The 17,092-nt window shown below is 71.9% G+C and carries 17 protein-coding genes; 11 read left to right on the top strand and 6 right to left on the bottom strand.

Annotated features, from left to right (window positions below):
• Nucleotides 1–23 precede the first annotated feature (23 nt).
• Nucleotides 24–647: an FAD-dependent oxidoreductase gene (locus tag ACIOC1_RS33350; RefSeq protein WP_401858032.1), complete on the bottom strand. Its 624-nt coding sequence runs from the start codon at nt 645–647 to the stop codon at nt 24–26.
• A gap of 167 nt (nt 648–814) precedes the next feature.
• Nucleotides 815–1,687, bottom strand: coding sequence for a universal stress protein (locus ACIOC1_RS33345; protein ID WP_401858029.1), 873 nt, complete (start codon nt 1,685–1,687; stop codon nt 815–817).
• A 388-nt stretch (nt 1,688–2,075) separates the two neighbouring features.
• Here ACIOC1_RS33345 and ACIOC1_RS33340 point away from each other — a divergent pair, with 388 nt between their 5' ends.
• The 3 genes from ACIOC1_RS33340 (at nt 2,076) to ACIOC1_RS33330 (ending at nt 4,898) form a co-directional block, all read left to right on the top strand.
• Complete coding sequence (locus ACIOC1_RS33340) at nt 2,076–2,966, top strand: serine hydrolase (protein WP_391164229.1); 891 nt, start codon at nt 2,076–2,078, stop codon at nt 2,964–2,966.
• Between the two features lie 208 nt (nt 2,967–3,174).
• The gene (locus ACIOC1_RS33335; RefSeq protein ID WP_355349754.1) at nt 3,175–3,591 is read left to right on the top strand and encodes an ATP-binding protein; all 417 of its coding nucleotides are present in this window, start codon (nt 3,175–3,177) and stop codon (nt 3,589–3,591) included.
• A gap of 305 nt (nt 3,592–3,896) precedes the next feature.
• The gene (locus ACIOC1_RS33330) at nt 3,897–4,898 is read left to right on the top strand and encodes an LAETG motif-containing sortase-dependent surface protein (protein WP_401858024.1); all 1,002 of its coding nucleotides are present in this window, start codon (nt 3,897–3,899) and stop codon (nt 4,896–4,898) included.
• A 98-nt stretch (nt 4,899–4,996) separates the two neighbouring features.
• On the opposite strand, the gene ACIOC1_RS33325 is transcribed toward ACIOC1_RS33330, so the two are convergent.
• The 3 genes from ACIOC1_RS33325 to ACIOC1_RS33315 are packed head-to-tail and all read right to left on the bottom strand — an operon-like array spanning nt 4,997 to nt 8,543.
• Entirely contained in the window at nt 4,997–5,347 is a 351-nt protein-coding gene (locus ACIOC1_RS33325; RefSeq protein ID WP_355349748.1) for a UBP-type zinc finger domain-containing protein, read from the bottom strand.
• The gene (locus ACIOC1_RS33320; protein WP_355349745.1) at nt 5,344–6,864 is read right to left on the bottom strand and encodes an ATP-binding protein; all 1,521 of its coding nucleotides are present in this window, start codon (nt 6,862–6,864) and stop codon (nt 5,344–5,346) included. The genes ACIOC1_RS33325 and ACIOC1_RS33320 overlap by 4 nt, the downstream gene beginning before the upstream one ends.
• Nucleotides 6,861–8,543, bottom strand: coding sequence for an FAD-dependent oxidoreductase (locus tag ACIOC1_RS33315; protein WP_355349742.1), 1,683 nt, complete (start codon nt 8,541–8,543; stop codon nt 6,861–6,863). Before ACIOC1_RS33315 ends, ACIOC1_RS33320 begins: the two co-directional genes overlap by 4 nt.
• 345 nt (nt 8,544–8,888) lie before the next feature.
• Between ACIOC1_RS33315 and ACIOC1_RS33310 the strand changes: the two genes are divergently transcribed.
• Together ACIOC1_RS33310 and ACIOC1_RS33305 are read left to right on the top strand one after the other, a co-directional pair.
• Nucleotides 8,889–9,695, top strand: coding sequence for a VOC family protein (locus ACIOC1_RS33310; RefSeq protein ID WP_355349769.1), 807 nt, complete (start codon nt 8,889–8,891; stop codon nt 9,693–9,695).
• Between the two features lie 102 nt (nt 9,696–9,797).
• Nucleotides 9,798–10,052, top strand: a complete 255-nt coding sequence (locus ACIOC1_RS33305; protein WP_355349739.1) for a hypothetical protein — start codon at nt 9,798–9,800, stop codon at nt 10,050–10,052.
• A 143-nt stretch (nt 10,053–10,195) separates the two neighbouring features.
• On the opposite strand, the gene ACIOC1_RS33300 is transcribed toward ACIOC1_RS33305, so the two are convergent.
• Nucleotides 10,196–11,059 (bottom strand): GH25 family lysozyme, encoded by an 864-nt coding sequence (locus ACIOC1_RS33300; RefSeq protein ID WP_355349736.1) that lies wholly within the window; start codon nt 11,057–11,059, stop codon nt 10,196–10,198.
• Between the two features lie 364 nt (nt 11,060–11,423).
• On the opposite strand from ACIOC1_RS33300, the gene ACIOC1_RS33295 reads away from it, so the two are divergent.
• The 6 genes from ACIOC1_RS33295 (at nt 11,424) to ureC (ending at nt 17,026) form a co-directional block, all read left to right on the top strand.
• A complete protein-coding gene (locus ACIOC1_RS33295) occupies nt 11,424–11,957 on the top strand; it encodes a TerD family protein (RefSeq protein WP_355349733.1) in 534 nt (177 codons plus the stop codon).
• A 548-nt stretch (nt 11,958–12,505) separates the two neighbouring features.
• Entirely contained in the window at nt 12,506–13,495 is a 990-nt protein-coding gene (locus ACIOC1_RS33290) for an urea transporter (RefSeq protein ID WP_401858019.1), read from the top strand.
• 148 nt (nt 13,496–13,643) lie between these two features.
• Nucleotides 13,644–13,949, top strand: coding sequence for an urease subunit gamma (locus ACIOC1_RS33285; RefSeq protein ID WP_355349727.1), 306 nt, complete (start codon nt 13,644–13,646; stop codon nt 13,947–13,949).
• The gene (locus tag ACIOC1_RS33280; protein ID WP_401858016.1) at nt 13,946–14,791 is read left to right on the top strand and encodes a sirohydrochlorin chelatase; all 846 of its coding nucleotides are present in this window, start codon (nt 13,946–13,948) and stop codon (nt 14,789–14,791) included. Before ACIOC1_RS33285 ends, ACIOC1_RS33280 begins: the two co-directional genes overlap by 4 nt.
• Nucleotides 14,792–14,834: 43 nt before the next feature.
• The gene (locus tag ACIOC1_RS33275) at nt 14,835–15,302 is read left to right on the top strand and encodes an urease subunit beta (protein WP_391052175.1); all 468 of its coding nucleotides are present in this window, start codon (nt 14,835–14,837) and stop codon (nt 15,300–15,302) included.
• Complete coding sequence (gene ureC / locus ACIOC1_RS33270; protein WP_355349718.1) at nt 15,302–17,026, top strand: urease subunit alpha; 1,725 nt, start codon at nt 15,302–15,304, stop codon at nt 17,024–17,026. The genes ACIOC1_RS33275 and ureC overlap by 1 nt, the downstream gene beginning before the upstream one ends.
• The last annotated feature ends 66 nt before the right edge of the window (nt 17,027–17,092 follow it).

The raw sequence follows: 17,092 nt of genomic DNA, 5'->3' as shown, positions 1-17,092 counted from the left end.
GGCGAGAATCGGCGTACGAGCGGCTACGAGGGCTGTGCTGCGTCTCGCGGCTCCCGCGCGGGCACGCTCACGGGCGCCTGGTCCGCCGTGCGGGTGAGGAATTCCCGCACGCCCGCCACCAGGTGTTCGACCGCGACGTGCGGGCCCGCGCCGGTGTCGGCGGGTGTTCCCGTCGCGGCGCCGATGGCGAACACCTCGGGAGCGGCGCGGGACTGGAGGGTACGGGGGTCCACCCGGACGAGACCGCACGCGTCGCCGAGTCCGGCGGAGCGTACGACGTACCTGGCGCCGCCGTACAGCACACCGTCCGGCGTCGGTACGGGCCGCGCTCCGGTGGCCACCACGAGGACGTCGTATCCGATCGAGGAGCCGTCGGTGCAGCAGACCTCGCGCCGGGCCACGTCGACACTGCCGATCTCCGTGTGACGGAAGTCGATCCCGGCGCGGAGCCGGCCGTCCTCCGGCGGCAGGAGGGTGCGCGAGCCGAGGACACCGATGGCCATGAGAAGTTCGACCTCGTGGTCACGCGTGTCGTATTTCCCGACCACGACGATCTGGAATTCGCTCTCGTCGTACCGGCGACGCAGTCTGTTGGCCGCCAGGATTCCGGTACTGCCGTTTCCCAGGATGACGATTCGCTTCTTCATACCCGCACTGTCCGGCAGCCCCGGTCACGTCCACCACGGGCCAACCGGCCTTCCCCCCGAGGCCGTTCGGGCACCGGCTCGACGACGCGATCCGGTCGGCGGCCGACCGAACCGGGCGGCCCGGGGCCGCGCCGCTCGCGGGGCGCGGCGGCGACGGACCAATCGCCTCAGGTGGCCGCCGGGTCGTGCGGCACGATCGCCACCGGCAGCGTCACCCGGCGGAGAACGGCGTGCGCGGTCGAACCGAGATGCGCGCTGACCGGGGTGGTACGGGGGCGGCGGCCCAGGACGAGGAGCGCGGCGTGCGATGCCGCCGCCGCGAGCTGCGCGGCGGCCCCCGCGATCACGGCCTCGGTGACCACCGGGGTACGGGGGTGCTTCTCGGCCCAGGGGCCCAGGGCAGCCGCGAGCGCCTGATCGGGATCACCGGGACCGGAGTCGTCGTGGAGCGGCTCGCTCCAGCCGTGGACGACGCGCAGCCGCGCGCCGCGCCGGGCGGCTTCGTCGAAGGCGAATTCGACCGGTCGGCCGTCCGGCGCGGCCAGGTCGAGGCCGAGGACGACGTCACCGGCGCCGTCGGCTCCCGATGGAGCACCCGTGCCGGAAGCGGCGCTCACCAGGACCACGGGGACCGGTGCCCGGCCCGCGACGGTGAGCGCGGTCGAGCCGAGCACAAGCTCCTGCACCGCCCCCGCGCCTCGTGTGCCCAGCACCATCAGCTCGGCGCTGTCGGCGGCGGAGAAGAGCACCGGAAGCACCTGCTCGGCGATCTGGTCGACGGTGACGGACAGGTCCGGATGCCGGCGGCCGATCTCGTCCGCGGTCGGGTGGGCGGACCACGCGGGACGCGGCACGCGCTCACGGGGACCCGCCGACGTGACCGGTCCCGTACGGACGTGTCCGGGCGGGACCGCCTGTACGAGACGCAGCGGGAGGCCGCGGCGCACGGCGTCGTCCGCGGCCCAGTCCGCCGCCGCGAGGCTCTCGGCCGAGCCGTCCGTCCCCGCGACGACGGCGCCCTTGACGATCGCGCGGGTCATGAGTGGACCTCCTTGGCGTGTTCCGTCCCCCTGCCTCCAGCATCCCCGCTTTCGGCGCTCGGCGTGCGGGACCGACGGCCCCGTGACCGGACCGAACGGGCCGGAGCCGTGCGATTGCGGCGGGGTCGGCCGAGATTCGCCGACGAGAATGTCGGATCAGAATGTCGGATCAGTACGCCGGATCGGGACGTCGGATCACATGGTCGGATCAGAAGATCGTGCTATGTCGATCCGCCGGGACGTACGGCAGGCGGGTGAATTCGTCGTCGCGCGTACATCCATCGGGACCGTCCGCGCATCCCCTGGTCGAGTCGCGTTCTTGAACGCCCGCGCAGGGTTGACCGTTGGAGTATTCGTCGTGAAAACCGGCAGTAATTTCATTCGTCGCATGTCCGTGGCGGCCCTCACGGCAGGGGCCGTTCTGGCGTCCACCGGGCTCGCGGTCCCGGCCCGCGTCGAAGCGACCCCGGCGCCCGTGGCGACGGCGTCCCGGACCGCCGCCCCCGCGATCGTCGCCAAGGGCGGCTTCGTGATGGACGACGGCACCGGCCGGACACTGTTCACGAAGGCCGCGGACACCCGCCGTTCCACCGGATCGACCAGCAAGGTCATGACGGCCCGGGTGGTGCTGGCCGACAGACGCCTCGACCTGAACGCGCAGGTCACCGTCCAGAAGGCGTACCACGACTACGTGGTGGCCAAGCGCGCGTCGTCGGGCGGTCTGGTCGTCGGCGACCGGCCCACCGTCCGGCAGTTGCTGTACGCGATGATGCTGCCGTCCGGCTGCGACGCGGCGTACGCGCTGGCCGACACCTTCGGCAGCGGCCGGACGCGGGCCGCCCGCGTGAAGTCGTTCATCGCGAGGATGAACTCCACGGCGAAGGGCATCGGTCTGAGGAACACCCACTTCGACTCGTTCGACGGCGTCGGCAACGGATCGAACTACTCGACTCCGCGCGATCTGACGAGGATCGCGAGCAGCGCGATGCGATACCCCACGTTCCGTGCCGTGGTGAAGACGAAGTCGGTCCGGCAGAGCGTCGCGATGAAGAACGGCGGCCACCGCACCATGACGTGGACCAATACCGACACGCTGCTCGGGAGTTATCGCGGCGCCGCCGGGGTCAAGACCGGATCCGGGCCCGTGTCCCTGTTCTGCCTGGTCTTCGCGGCCACCCGCGGCAAGAGGACCGTCATCGGCACGGTGCTCGCCGCCCCGACGCAGGCGGCCCGCACGGCGGACGCGCGGAAGCTGATGGACTACGCGCTGAAGGGGTAGCGGTACGGGGGCGGGAAGCCTCCCGCCACCTGCCCGGCATGGCGTTCGCGGGCGGGGGTAGGGGACGTTCATCCCCCGCAGGGGACTCGCAGGGGACCGCGCCCGGCCGCCCATCGCCCCACCGGCATGGCGGCCGGGGGCCCCGACCGTCACCGGAGCCGGGGCTCGGTCGGCGAGCACACAACGACTCGGTGCGGGAGCGTGCGAGATGTCCGTGAAAGCAGTCGGCTGGGCCAGGTCGTTCCCTGTCTCGTACGGCGTCAGGGCCGGGCGCGAGTGGGCGCGCGAGCACCTGGACGTGCTCGGCTGGAGCACGCAGGCGCCCGACACGGCGGACTCCGTCGTCCTGACCGTCTCCGAACTCGTCACCAACGCCCACGTGCACGCGCACAGCGAGGCCCAGGTCGTCATGGTCTGGGACGGCTGCTGCCTGCACCTGAGCGTCAGCGACTCCTCCGACATGCTGCCCGCCGAGAAGGCGCCCGACGAGGAGCGCACCCACGGCCGGGGCATGGCCATCGTGGACGCGCTCGCCGACGAGTGGGAGGCGCACCCGCGCCCCGACGGAAAGACCGTCACCGCCTGCTTCCACGCGCCCGGCGGCACCTGCACGCACTCCTGGTGAAGCGCCCCGCCGCGGGTGAACTCCAGTCAACTCCTGGGAACTCCCGTGAACGCCGCCCCATTTCGGTATCAGTGCGGCGACACATTCGCAGGGCGATAATCCGACCGCAAAGCCGCGAAAACGGCGTTTTCGCGCTGTACAGACCGTCCCCCGCACGGGCATACTCGGTCACCGGCCAACAGGCCGATCATCGTCGGCGGCGAGACTCCATCGCAGGCCACCGGGCACGAGTCTCGCGCACGGCGTAGGGTCCGACCCGCTCCGCCTGCCTCCGCTGCCCGTTCACAGTGCAGGGAGCAGATTCAGTGCAGCGTTCCATCACCAGACGAGCCATAGGCGTGGTCGGCCTCGGCTCGCTCACCGCCGCCGTCACGCTGGCGGGCGTCGGTACGGCGCAGGCGTCCGGCAACGACAAGAACAACTGCGGCCGGTCGCACATCGAGCACTCCGAGGACGGCGGGAAGACCTGGTCCGACAACGGCCGGATCAACGACCCGGCCCCGACGAAGATCACGGTCCGGCTGACGGACAAGGTCAACAAGGGCTGCACGTACGTCGTCTCGCTCGCCTCCTACAGCGCCGAGGGCCCCACCTGGGACACCTCGGGCACGCAGGCGTTCCTCGGCTGGGACACCACCCAGCTCGACCACAAGAACACCCGGGCCACCCTGGACGTCAGCGCCTACGCGCCGTCCTGCTTCGGCCAGATCGACCTGTACGGCAACGGCATCAAGTACGACGGCGGCGAGGGCAAGGGCCACGGCAAGCTGCCGCGCTTCCCGTACTCCGCGACCCCCGAGAACCTGATCACGGCGTGGAACGGCAGCGCGCCGTGCTCCACCCCGTCCCCGTCGCCCAGCGACTCGGTGACCGACTCCCCGTCCCCGTCCCCCAGCGAGACGACGGACAGCCCCGAGCCCAGCGACTCGACCACCACCTCGCCCGAGCCCTCGGACAGCGAGACGACCAGCCCGTCCCCGACGGACTCCGTCACCGACACCCCGTCGGACTCGCCGTCGGACACCCCGTCCGACACTCCGTCCGACACTCCGTCGACGACGCCGAGCTCCAGCGCCCCGGTCGTCGACGACACCACGTCACCGACGGCGTCGCCCACGAACTCCGCGGGCCCGGTCGGCTCGCCGGTCGTGGAGCCGGTCGCCGACACCTCCAGCGGTGACCTGGCCGAGACCGGCGGCAACGGCTCGCAGACCGTGGCCTTCGCGGGCGGCGGCGCCGCCCTGCTGGTCCTCGGCGCGGGCGCGGTCTACTTCACCCGCCGCCGCAACAGCAGCGCCCACCGCTGACGGATCCGGCGTACGCGGGCCGGGAGCACGCCGTGACGGCGTGCTCCCGCCCGACGTACGCCGGTCCGCGCGGTACGCCGACTCGGCGCGTCCGCCGCTCAGTTGAGGTGGGCGCGCCAGTCCGCCGGGACCCGGCCGGCCGGGCCCGGCACCGGCTGGTCGGCCGGACGGCTCTGCGGCGGGGCCAGCGCCACGTCGGTCTCGACGTACGCGTCGGTCGTGAAGTCCCAGAACCAGTCCTCGCCCGGCTCGAAGGTCCGCATGATCGGATGGCCGGTGGCCGCCGAGTGCGCGCTCGCGTGCTGCGCGGGCGACGAGTCGCAGCAGCCGATGTGCCCGCACTGGGCGCAGCGGCGCAGATGGAACCACCAGCCGCCCGCCGCGTCGCAGTCGGCGCAACCGGCCCCGCTGGGCCGGGCGGTGGGGTCGATACCTGGGGTGGTCGTCATGACGGCTCCCGCTGATTGTCGGACGGACTGTCGGAGCTGGCCTGCGGTGCCGCCTCCGGCCGGGCGTCGGACGCGGCATCAGGTGCGGCCTCCGGCTGCTCCGCCGTGAGCGGCAGGCGGACCAGGAAACGGGTGTCGCCGGGCACCGACTCCGCCTGGAGGTCGCCGTGGTGCTTGTTCACCACGATGCGCCAGGAGATGTCGAGTCCCAGCCCCGTGCCCTCGCCCACCGGCTTGGTGGTGAAGAACGGCTCGAAGATCCTTTCCCGGATCTCCGGCGCGATACCGGCTCCGGTGTCACGGAACTCGACCAGAAGCTGCTCGCGGTCCAGCGCCGTACGCACCGTCAGCGTGCCCGTCCCCTCCATCGCGGCCACCGCGTTGTCGATGAGATTGGTCCACACCTGGTTCAGCTCACCCGGATAGCCGGGGATCTTCGGCAGCGTACGGTCGAAGTCCTTGACCACCTTGATGCCCGGACCGAATTTGCCGGTCAGCATGTGCAGCGTGCTCTCCAGCAACTCGTGCACGTCCACCACCTGGTACGGCGCCCGGTCGAGCTGCGAATACTGCCGCGCCGCGTTGACCAGGGTCGAGATCCGGGCCGTGGAGTCCTGGATCTCGTTCATCAGCAGCTCGGTCTCGACCGTGTAGTTCAGCCACCGCATCGCGCTGTCGAGGGTGTCGGGCGTGACAGTCGCGGCCACCCGCTCCAGCCAGTCCGTGTCGAGCCCGGCCTGCACGAAATTCGGCGCGAGGTCCCACCCGGCCGTCACGCCGTGGTCGTCGAGCCAGTCGGAGATGGCGTCCTCGCGGTCCGAGGTCTCCATCGGGGTGAGCTGCACGGCCTTCGCGGACTGCTCGACCGCCCGCTCCTGGAGCTCGATCAGCGTCGCGAGCGTGGCCCGGTCGAGCGGCCCCCCGGCGATCATGCCGAGTTTGTGCCGCATCCCGGCCACCCGCTCGCGCAGCGTGGCCGTGGCCCGCAGCGCCGCCGCGGCCGGATTGTTCAACTCGTGGGTGAGACCGGCCGACAGCGACCCCAGGGCCAGCAGCCGCTCACGCTGGCCGATGGCCTGCTTGGTGCTGCGGTTGCCGAAGAACAGCCCCTCCAGCATGTGCACGGCCATTGGGAACCACTCGCGCATCAGCTCGGCGAAGTGGTCCGCCGACAGCACGTAGAAGCGCGACGGCTCGGTCACCCGCAGCGAGCTGTTGTAGACCTGCGGCACCCGGTCGCCCAGATACGACTGGAAGGCGCCCGCGTACACCCCGCGGTCCGAGGTGCGCGAGACCTCCACGTCGTCGGCGCCCACCCGGCGCGACATCACCACCGTGCCTTCGAGCAGCACGTAGAAGCAGGTCGCGGGCTCGCCCTCCAGATAGACGGCGCCCGGCTCCTCCATCTGCACCCGGCCCTTGCGGCACAGCCAGTCCAACTGGTCGTCGGTCAGCTTCTCGAACAAGAAGAGCGAGCGCAGCTCGGCCACGTCGCACGGCAGGTACTGGACGCTCATAGCCGCTCCAGGTATCGGTGGACGAGCATGACGGCCATGGCGCCCTCGCCGACCGCGGACGCCACCCGCTTGGCGGACTCGGCGCGCGCGTCACCGGCCACGAACACCCCCGGCACGCTGGTCTCCAGGTGGTACGGGGGCCGCTCCAGCGGCCAGTCCACCGGGCGTTCGCCCGGCGGCGCCAGATCGGGACCGGCCACGACGAACCCGCGTTCGTCGCGCAGCACCACCCCGTCCAGCCAGTCCGTCAGCGGGGCGGCGCCGATGAACACGAAGAGCCAGCCCGCGTCGACCGTCTCGGTCAGGCCGGTCGTGGTGTCGCGCAGCGTGATCCGCTCCAGATGGTCCTCGCCCTCGGCGGACACGACCTCCGTGCGCGTACGCACCTTGATCGCCGGGGTGGCCCCGATCTGCTGCACCAGATAGTGCGACATGGACGAGGTCAGCGAGTCGCCCCGGACCAGGATCGTCACGGACTTGGCGCCCCTGGCCAGATACACCGCGGCCTGCCCGGCGGAATTCGCCCCGCCGACGATGTACACGTCCTGCTCCTGGCAGCGGGCCGCCTCGGTCAGCGCGGAACCGTAGAACACACCGCGGCCCGTCAGCTCCGACACGCCGGGCGCGTCGAGCTGCCGGTAGGACACGCCGGTCGCCAGGATCACCGTGTGCGCCGAGACCGCGGAGCCGTCGGCGAAGGTCACGGTCCGCGCCGAGCCGCTGACCTCGAGCCCCGTGACCTCGCACGCGGTCAGGATCTCGGCGCCGAAGCGGGTGGCCTGCCGGTGCGCGCGGTCGGTGAGCTGCCCGCCGGAGACCCCGTCGGGGAAGCCCAGGTAGTTCTCGATCCGGGAGCTCTGCCCTGCCTGCCCGCCGGTCGCGGTGCGCTCCACCAGCACGGTCCGCAGCCCCTCGGACGCGCCGTAGACCGCGGAGCCGAGACCGGCGGGGCCGCCGCCGATGACCACCAGGTCGTAGAAGCGCGCCGAGGGCGTCGTCGCCAGACCGACACTGCTGGCCAGATCCTGGTCGGTCGGCTCCACCAGCGGCTTGCCGTCCGGGGTGATCACCACCGGCAGCCGTACCCCGTCCTCGTCCGCGGCGGCCAGCAGCTTCTGGCCCTCCGGCTCGTCCGAGGCGTACCAGTGATACGGCACCTGATTGCGCGCCAGGAATTCGCGGACCCCGGACGACCGCGCCGACCAGCGGTGGCCGATGACCTTCGTCTCCCGCACCGGCCGGTGGTCCGAGGCGCGCCAGGCGTCGAGCAGCGCGTCCACCACCGGGTACAGCTTCTCCTCCGGCGGGTCCCAGGGCTTGAGCAGATAGTGGTCGAGGTCCACCACATTGATGGCGTCGATGGCCGCGCCCGTGTCGGCGTACGCCGTCAGCAGCACCCGGCGGGCGCCCGGATACACATCCATCGCCCGTTCGAGGAATTCGATGCCGTTCATCGCGGGCATCCGGTAATCCGCCAGGATCACCGCGACCGCGTCACCGCGCAGCCGCATCTCGCGCAGCGCCTCCAGCGCCGACTCCCCGGACTCCGCCCGGACGATCCGGTGCTCCTCGCCGTAACGCCGCCGCAGGTCGCGTGCGACCGCACGCGACACCGAGGGATCGTCGTCGACGGTCACGATCACGGTCCGTGTCGCGCCGCTGGGCTCTGTCCCCAGCATCCATGCCCCCATTCGTGCGGATCACCGGTGCCGGGCCACGGCATGGCGCCGGGGCCCGCCACTCCCATCCTAGGTACGCGGCCTGCCACCCGCAGTTCCACCGTGTTCGCCCTCGGAGGACGCGCCCGGCGGCGCCTCGGAGACCCCCGGCCGCCGCGCCGTACGCGCTCACTGTCAGGCGCCGGGCACCACGGAGCGTGACGGTCCGACCGGCTCGACAGGAGGTCCGGGCCCATCGACGGCACACTGAGGGACGGACCAGGACGATCCGCCCCGCCGACCCGGCGGCCCGCGGGAACGCGTCCGGCCCCGCGTCGAACCCGTCAGGTGGTGATTGCCGTGTCCATGCGCCAGAGCCCGCGCCCCGGGACGGGCGCGACATCCAGCGACGCCGTCTTCGGCGCGCCGTGCTGGGTCAGCCTGACCTCGCGCGACCTGGCCGCGACCCACCGCTTCTACGCGGCGGTCCTGGGCTGGACCTACCGTGGGACGAAGCTGGGCGGCCGGTTCAGCGTCGCGCTGGACGACGGCAGGCCGGTGGCGGGCATCGCCGAGCTGGCCTCCGCCTGGCAGGTGCCCGTCGCCTGGACGCCGTACTTCGCGGTCGAGGACGCCGACGAGACCGCGGCCAGGATCAGGGAGCGCAGCGGCACCGTCGCCGTCGGCCCGATCGCCTTCGAATCCGGCCGCGCGGCCCTGGCCGCCGACCGCAACGGCGCCGTCTTCGGCATCTGGGAGGGCCTGCTCTCCGAATCCTGGCCGCGCTGGCGCGACGAGCAGCCGGTGTGGCTGCGGCTGCGCACCCCCGACCCGTTCGAGGCGGCCATCTTCTACGGCGAGGTGCTGCTGTGGGCCAGCGACCGGCCCGGCGCCTGCGAGGTGGCGTACGAGGGCGACGAGGTGGTGCTGCGCAGCGCGGGGCGGGTCGTGGCCCGGCTCGGCCGCGGCGCCGTCCAGGCCGCGCCCGACCCCGTCGAGCGCCCGCACTGGGAGGTCTTCTTCACCCTGCGCGACCTGCCCGCCGCGCTGCGGGCGGTCCGCGCCAACGGCGGCGGTGTCGTGGCGCACCACGCGGGCCCCGCGGGGGAGTCGGCGGTCGTCCGTGACCCGGACGGCGGACTGTTCACGCTGACCGCGCCGGAGGTCACGTAGCCCGTTCGGGGCTGCCCGTCAGCCGTGTGCGCGCGACGAGGTGCGGGCCGGGCGGTACCGGGTCACGGTGAAGGCTCACCCACCAACACACAGGAGAGTGACATGCTTCGTCGTATCGCCATCACCGTCGCCGCCGTTTCCGCCGCCGGGCTCATGTCGGCTGTTCCGGCCGCTGCCGCCGTCTCGCACGACGGCGGTCACGCCGGGATGGGCGGCTTCCACACCGCGGGCGGCTTCGCCGGCTTCGAGAAGACCAACCTCGGCGGCCCGTACGGGATCACCACCGTCAAGGGTGAGATCGGTGGCTTCGAGGCCGGTGGCGGCTACGCGTTCGAGGGCCACCACAGCTCCCACTGACGTCGCGGCCGTCCGCTGACGGCCCGCGTCCGCGCGTGCGGCGGCCCCGCGCCCACGGTTCCTCCCTGCCGTGGGCGCGGGGCCGCCGTCGTGCCCGCTCGGGTGCCGCCCGCTCGTACGTCGTGCGCTCGTGCGTCGTGCGCTCAGGTGTTGTTGGCGAGATTGCGCAGTCCGCTCAGCGCCCCGTTGAAGTAGTCCTGGTCACCGGGGAAGACGCCGGAGTCGGCGTGCTGCCAGAAGGTGTAGAACGGCCAGCCGGCCGGCAGGGTGCCGACGCTGGAGGCGTACCGCGCGATGAACAGCGGGTCGTTGGCCGAGTAGGCGGAGGTGTTGCCCGTGCAGGTCGTCCACCAGTTGGTCGTGGTGTAGATCGTCGCCCAGCGGGTGGTCTTGGCGTGCACCTCATTGATGAACGACGTGATCCAGGTACGCATCGCGGCCTGGCTCAGCCCCCAGCAGGTGGACGACGGCCCGTACTCGATGTCCAGCATGGGTGGCAGCGTCTTGCCGTCCTTGGACCAGCCGCCGCCGTGCGCGACGAAGTAGTCGGCCTGGGCCGCGCCCGTCGAGGCGTTGGGGTTCGCGAAGTGGTAGGCGCCGCGGATGAAGCCCGCGTTGTACGAACCCGTGTAGTTCGCCGAGAAGTTGGGGTCACGGAAGGTCGTGCCCTCGGTGGCCTTCATATAGGCGAACCGGGCGCCGTTGGCGTACGCGCCCGCCCAGTTGACGGCGCCCTGGTAGTGGCTCACGTCGAAGCCGAGGGTCTGGGCGGCGTTCGGGGTCACCGCGCCGCCGCCGCTCGACCGGCCCTCGTGGGCCGCGACGGTCGAGCCCATCCAGTCCAGTTCGGGGTGTGCGATGGGGCTGCCGCCGCCGGAAGGGGAGGCCGCGGTGGCAGCGCCGGGAGCCGCGACGAACAGGGCGAGGAGAGCGGTCAGCGTGCCGATCGCCGCGAGCGCGCGGCGTGGCACCGACCCGCGCCGGGAGTCGTGTCCGGCGTTGTCCATGTGCGCCTCCAAGGGCGAGGGGGGTGGTTCCTTGGTGGTGTGGCCATGACAATGAAGGAGGTTACGCGCGTAGAACCCTGGGGCGGAAGGGGCTCCGGTGACCGTCATTGGTCTATGCCAGTACGCGGGGCCGGGAGCTGCGGCGCGCCCCGGCGGTGAAAGTGGGCAGGACGCCGCCGGAGGCGGTGTGGACAGCGTGCCCGGCGGTGTGGTTAATCGAGGCATGGACCCCGGCGGTCGGCGACGCGGCCACGGCCGGGGCGCGGACGACCGGGCGGCGCGGCCCGTGCATCCGGCACGTTCGCTTCCGGCACGATCGGTACGTTCTCGCACGTCGGCGCGGTTCCAAGGAGGGGGAGACCCGGTGAGCAGCAGCCTCAACAAGGGCAGCGGGAAGATCGAGGTCCAACTGCGGTGGGATCCGAGTCCGTTGGGCTCGCCCGACACCGATCTCGACCTGATCGCCGCGACGTTCGCCACGGACGACCGGCACGGCGAGCCCGCGTACCTCGTGTACTTCGACAGCCGCTCGCCCGACGGCACCATCACCTTGAACCGCGACAGCAAGACCGGCAAGGGCTTCGGCGCCGACGAGAGCATGACCATCGAACTCGACCGGCTGTCGGCCTCGTACGGCCGCGTCGTGGTGGGCGTCGCCATCCAGCAGCGCGACGGCCGGCTCACCTTCGGCCAGGCGGCGAACCCCGACATCCGGTTACTGGAGGGATACAACGCCCTCCTGGAGTACGACTTCGCCGACGTGGCCGACGCCACCGCCGCGACCGTCGCCGAATTCACCCGCGGGGACGCGGGGGAGTGGCGGTTCCACCGGAACGTCCGCGGATACGACGCCGATCCGGCCGCCTTCGGACGGCTGATGGGCGGCGGGGCCGCCTAGGGCCTGTCCGGCGGATCACGAACGGCCCCTTCGACCCCTGGCGCGCACGCCCGCCGCGTTGCCGGAATACCCGAGTAGCTCCGCTATGAGGTCATCCCGGCGCCTTGCGCTCGCACGCGCCAGGCGCCGCCCGGACCGCCCATGATCCGCGGCGTTGCCGGGGGTGAGCCCCGCGACCGGGGCCGGACGCCCGTGCGGAGCGCCCCGCGCCGCTCATCCGCGACGAGCCGGGGCGCGCCGTCGGCCTGCCCGCGGATCGCGGGAGGTGTCCGCACGCCCGGAGACGGCGCGAGCGGAACGGCAACTGGCGTCCTGTGGGCGGAAATTACGCGCCGCCGGTCAGCGGACACGTCATCACATAAGTCGCCGAATGGGTGAAGACGCCATCATGTCGGCGCCGGGCGCGGCTCCGGCGCTGCTAGCTTCCGTGATGTTGGTCTGATTACACCGATTCGTCCCTTTGTGGACGAATCTGTGCTGATCGGTTGTCCGGATGCACGGCGCACGGGTCGCACCTGGCCGTTCTGACCGAAGGCGTGGAAATCTGCATGTCCGACAAGGCCGGACCGAGCGATGGCAGCGGCGGCGGCACGCTGGGGCGTCTGGAGAACCGCCCTCCGGTGTCGTTCGGGATGGAGGTGCTGCGCGGCATCGCGCAGGTGGACTTCATGCCGAGCGCGCTGTGCGGGGCGGTGTTCCTCGCGGCGCTGTTCGTCTCGGGCTGGCAGCACGGGGTGTACGGGCTGCTGGGCGCGGCGGTCGCCACCGCGACGGCCCACGCGCTGGGCATCGAGCACGCGCTGGTCGGCGCGGGGCTGCGGGGGTTCAACGGCTGCCTGGTCGGCACCGGCTTCTCGGTCTTCCTCGGCCCCGGCCACTGGTCGACGTTCCTGCTCGCCGTCTTCGCCTCCAGCCTGGTGGTCGTGGTGACGACGGCGCTGGCGATCATGCTGGGGACCTGGGACGTACCGACGTTCACCATTCCGTTCTGCCTGGTCACCACCGTCATGACCGTCGGGGCGCCGGGATTCGAGAAGGCGTGGCACCAGGGGCACAGCCTCGCCGCCCTGCCCGCGACCGCCAGCGGCCGGACCGCGCTGACGTGGGATCAGACCTGGCACGCCTTCCTCTCCAGCTTCGGCCAGATCTTCTTCATGTCCCAGTGGTACGTCGGCCTGATGTTCCTCATCGGCATCGCGCTGGCCAACCGGCTGGCGGCGGTGATGGCGTGTGTGGGGAGCGCGACCGCGCTGGCCGTCGCGGTCCTGCTCGGCGCACCGGCGGCCGAGGTCGGCCAGGGGCTGCTGGGGTACAACGCGGTCCTGGTGGCGATGGCGCTGTGCGGGGTGTTCGTCGCGCCCGGCCCCTGGAGCCTGGTCTACGCCATCGGCGGCGCGGGGGTGGCGACGGTGGTGACCGCCGCCCTCGACAACATCGTCGCGCCTTTCGGCGGACATGCCCTCACCTGGCCGTTCGTGCTGACCGCCGTGGTCTTCGTCGCCGCCGTCCCCTCGATCCCGCGCCTGCGCCGCACGTGACCGCCCGCAAGTGACCGCCCGTATGCGACCGCCCGTATGCGACCGCCCGTATGTGATCACCCTCGGGCGGCCTCCCGCCCCCTGTCCGTACCCCTGAAGCCGAAGAGCCCAACCGAAGAGCCGAAGAGCCCAAGAAGAGAGTGAACGGATGAACCTCGCCCCTCGCGAAGTCGACAAGCTCCTCATCTACGTGGTGGCCGATCTGGCCCGCAAGCGCCGTGACCGCGGTGTGAAGCTGAACTACAGCGAGGCATGCGCGCTGATCAGCGAGGCCATCCTGGAGGCCGCGCGCGACGGGCGCTCCGTCGCGGAGTGCATGGAGCTGGGCAAGCAGGTCGTCGCCGCCGGTGACGTGATGCCGGGCGTACGCGACATGCTGCCGCTGCTCCAGGTGGAGGCCGGATTCGTCGACGGCACCAAGCTGGTGTCCTGTCACGACCCGGTCGGGGCATGACGGCGCCGAGCCCCGTCACTGTGCGCACCCCGGCCGCCGCCGCGAGCGTGGTGCTCGTCGGCGGGCACGAGAGCGCCGCCGCCCGCGACCTCGCGCCGTGGGCCGGGAGCGGCGCCGGGGACACGTACACCGTGGTCCCGGCAGGCGCGCCCCTCACCCAAGCGGTCGCCCGCCTGCTCGCCGAGCGTGACGCACCGGTCTGCGTGATCCCGATGACGCTGGGCCGCGACCGCGCGCTGGTCGCCGAGGCGGCGCGGTCGCTGCGCTGGGCGCAGGAGGGCGGCGGCAGCGGACGTACGGTGCTGAGCGCGCCCTTCGGCACCCAGGACCACCTGGTCGGCTGGCTGCGCGCCGCCGCGGGCCGGGGCGCGGGGGACGCTACCGCCGTCCTGGTCACCGCGCCCGCCGCCGACCCGTTCGCCGACGCCGAGCTGTTCCGGGTGGCCCGGCTGGTGCGCCAGTACGGCGGCCACCGTTGGGTCGAGGTCGCCTTCACCGACGGCGACCCCGATGTGCCGCAGGGCGTGGAGCGCTGCCGACGGCTCGGCGCCGAGGACGTGCTGCTGCTGTCGGCCGGGTTCGGGCCGCCCGCCACGTCGTCCCCGCCGGTCGCGGGCGCGGTCGACGGCGGCCCGCTGCTGAGCCGGGCGGCCGTCGAGGGGGTCGTCGCGGCCCGCCGCACCGAGGCCCTGCACCGGCTGGCGCACGGCGACGACGGCGTCGCCGCGGGCCTGGACGCCGAACACGGCCACGGCTTCGCCCACACGCACGCCGACATCTCCGCACCATCCGCACCAGGTGCGCACACCCACAGCCACCCGCACGCCCATCTCCCGCACTGAACCGACCGGTTGCCGCCGTTCCCGCGAGAAAGAGAGACCAGCCATGCCGAATTACTTGTACGGCGATGATCCCGTCGAGATCAACGCCGGCCGCGCCACGGCCACGGTCACCGTGTCGAACACCGGTGACCGCGGGGTCCAGGTCGGCTCGCACTACCACTTCTTCGAGGCCAACCGGGCCCTGGAGTTCGACCGCGAGGCCGCGTACGGAATGCACCTGGACATCCCCGCGGGCACCTCGGTGCGCTTCGAGCCCGGCGACTCGCGGGAGGTGACGCTGACCGAATTCGGCGGCCACCGGCGGCTGGTCGGCTTCAGCGGCCTCGTCAACGGCGGCCTGAACTCGGCCACCACCCGGATCGCCGCCGAAGCCCGCGCCGTCGCCCTGGGGTTCAAGGGCGCGACGGGGGACACCGCCGGCGGCGCGGGCAAGAGCGCCGCCGCCGACGGCACCGCGAAGAACGACAAGGGCGCGAAGAGCGCGAAGAACAAGACGAAGGGTGACCGGTGATGGCGACGCTCCCGCGCAAGCAGTACACGGACCTGTACGGCCCGACCGTCGGCGACCGCTTCCACCTCGCCGACACCAACCTCGTCGTCGAGGTCGAGAAGGACTTCAACGAGGGCCTCTACGGCGACGAGGCCGTCTACGGCGGCGGCAAGAGCATCCGTGACGGCATGGCCCAGGACCCGCAGGCCACCGCCGCCCAGGGCGCGTTGGACCTGGTCATCACCAACGTGGTCGTGCTGGACCCGGTGCTGGGCGTGGTCAAGGGCGACATCGGCGTCAAGGACGGCTTCATCGCGGCGGTCGGCAAGTCCGGCAACCCGCACACCCAGAACGGCGTCCACCCCCTGCTGACCATCGGTCCCGGCACCGAGGTCATCTCCGGCGAGCACCTGATCGCGACGGCCGGCGGCATCGACACGCACATCCACTTCGTCTCCCCGCAGCAGGCCGAGGCGGCGCTGAGCAACGGGATCACCACGCTGGTGGGCGGCGGCACCGGACCCACCGACGGCACCAACGGCACGACCTGCACGCCGGGCCCGTGGAACATCGGCCGGATGTACCAGGCGGCCGAGGATCTGCCGGTCAACATCGGGCTGTTGGGCAAGGGCAACGGCTCGCAGCCCGACGCGCTGGTGGAGCAGGTCGAGGCCGGGGTGTGCGGTCTGAAGGTGCACGAGGACTGGGGCACCACCCCGGCCGTGATCGACACCGCGCTACGGGTCGCCGACGAGTACGACGTGCAAGTGGCCATCCACACCGACTCGTTCAACGAGTCCGGGTTCTTCGAGGACACCCTGTCCGCGATCGACGGCCGTACGATCCACACCTTCCACACCGAGGGCGCCGGCGGCGGGCACGCCCCGGACATCATGCGGATCGCCGGTGAGCCCAACGTCCTGCCGTCGTCCACCAACCCGACCCTGCCGTACACGGTGAACTCGGTGGACGAGCTGCTGGACATGGTGATGGTCTGCCATCACCTCAGCCACGACATCCCCGAGGACGTGTCCGTCGCCGACTCGCGGGTCAGGGCGGAGACGATCGCGGCCGAGACGGTGCTGCACGACGAGGGCGTCATCTCCATCTTCTCCTCCGACTCCCAGGCCATGGGCCGGGTCGGCGAGTCCTTCACCCGCGCCTTCCAGACCGCCCATCACTGCAAGGACCAGCGCGGCAAGCTCGACGGCGACAGCGAGCGCAACGACAACCTGCGCGTGCTGCGCTACCTCGCGAAGATGACGATCAACCCGGCCATCGCGGCGGGGATGGCCGAGCACATCGGGTCGCTGGAGGCGGGCAAGCTCGCGGACATCGTGCTGTGGCCGATCAACGCCTTCGCGGCCAAGCCGAAGATGGTCATCAAGGGCGGCCTCGTCAACTGGGCGCAGATGGGCGACCCCAACTCCTCGCTGCCCACCCCGCAACCGGTCTACTACCGGCCGATGTTCGGCGCGAAGGGCCGCGCCAAGCAGGCCACCCGGGTCTCGTTCATGTCCCAGGCGGGCATCGCGGGCGGTGTCCCGGAGCGGCTCGGCCTGGAGAGCAGGATTCTGCCGGTACGGCACTGCCGCTCGGTGGGCAAGCAGCACATGGTCCGCAACAACTCCCTGCCGAAGATCACCGTCGACCCCGAGACGTACAAGGTGACGCTGGACGGAGTCCCCACCACCATCGACCCCGCCCGCGAACTGCCGCTCACCCAACTGTTCTTCCTGGCATGACGTCTTCGAACGGCGCGTACGCCTCGAACGACGCGCACGCTCCGGCCGCCCCGTACGCTCCGGCCG

The sequence above is a fragment of the Streptomyces sp. NPDC088197 genome (genome assembly GCF_044741185.1).
In the GTDB taxonomy this organism is placed as follows: Bacteria; Actinomycetota; Actinomycetes; order Streptomycetales; family Streptomycetaceae; genus Actinacidiphila.
Note: the sequence above shows the minus strand (reverse complement) of the source record. Positions and strands in the feature narration are given on the sequence as shown.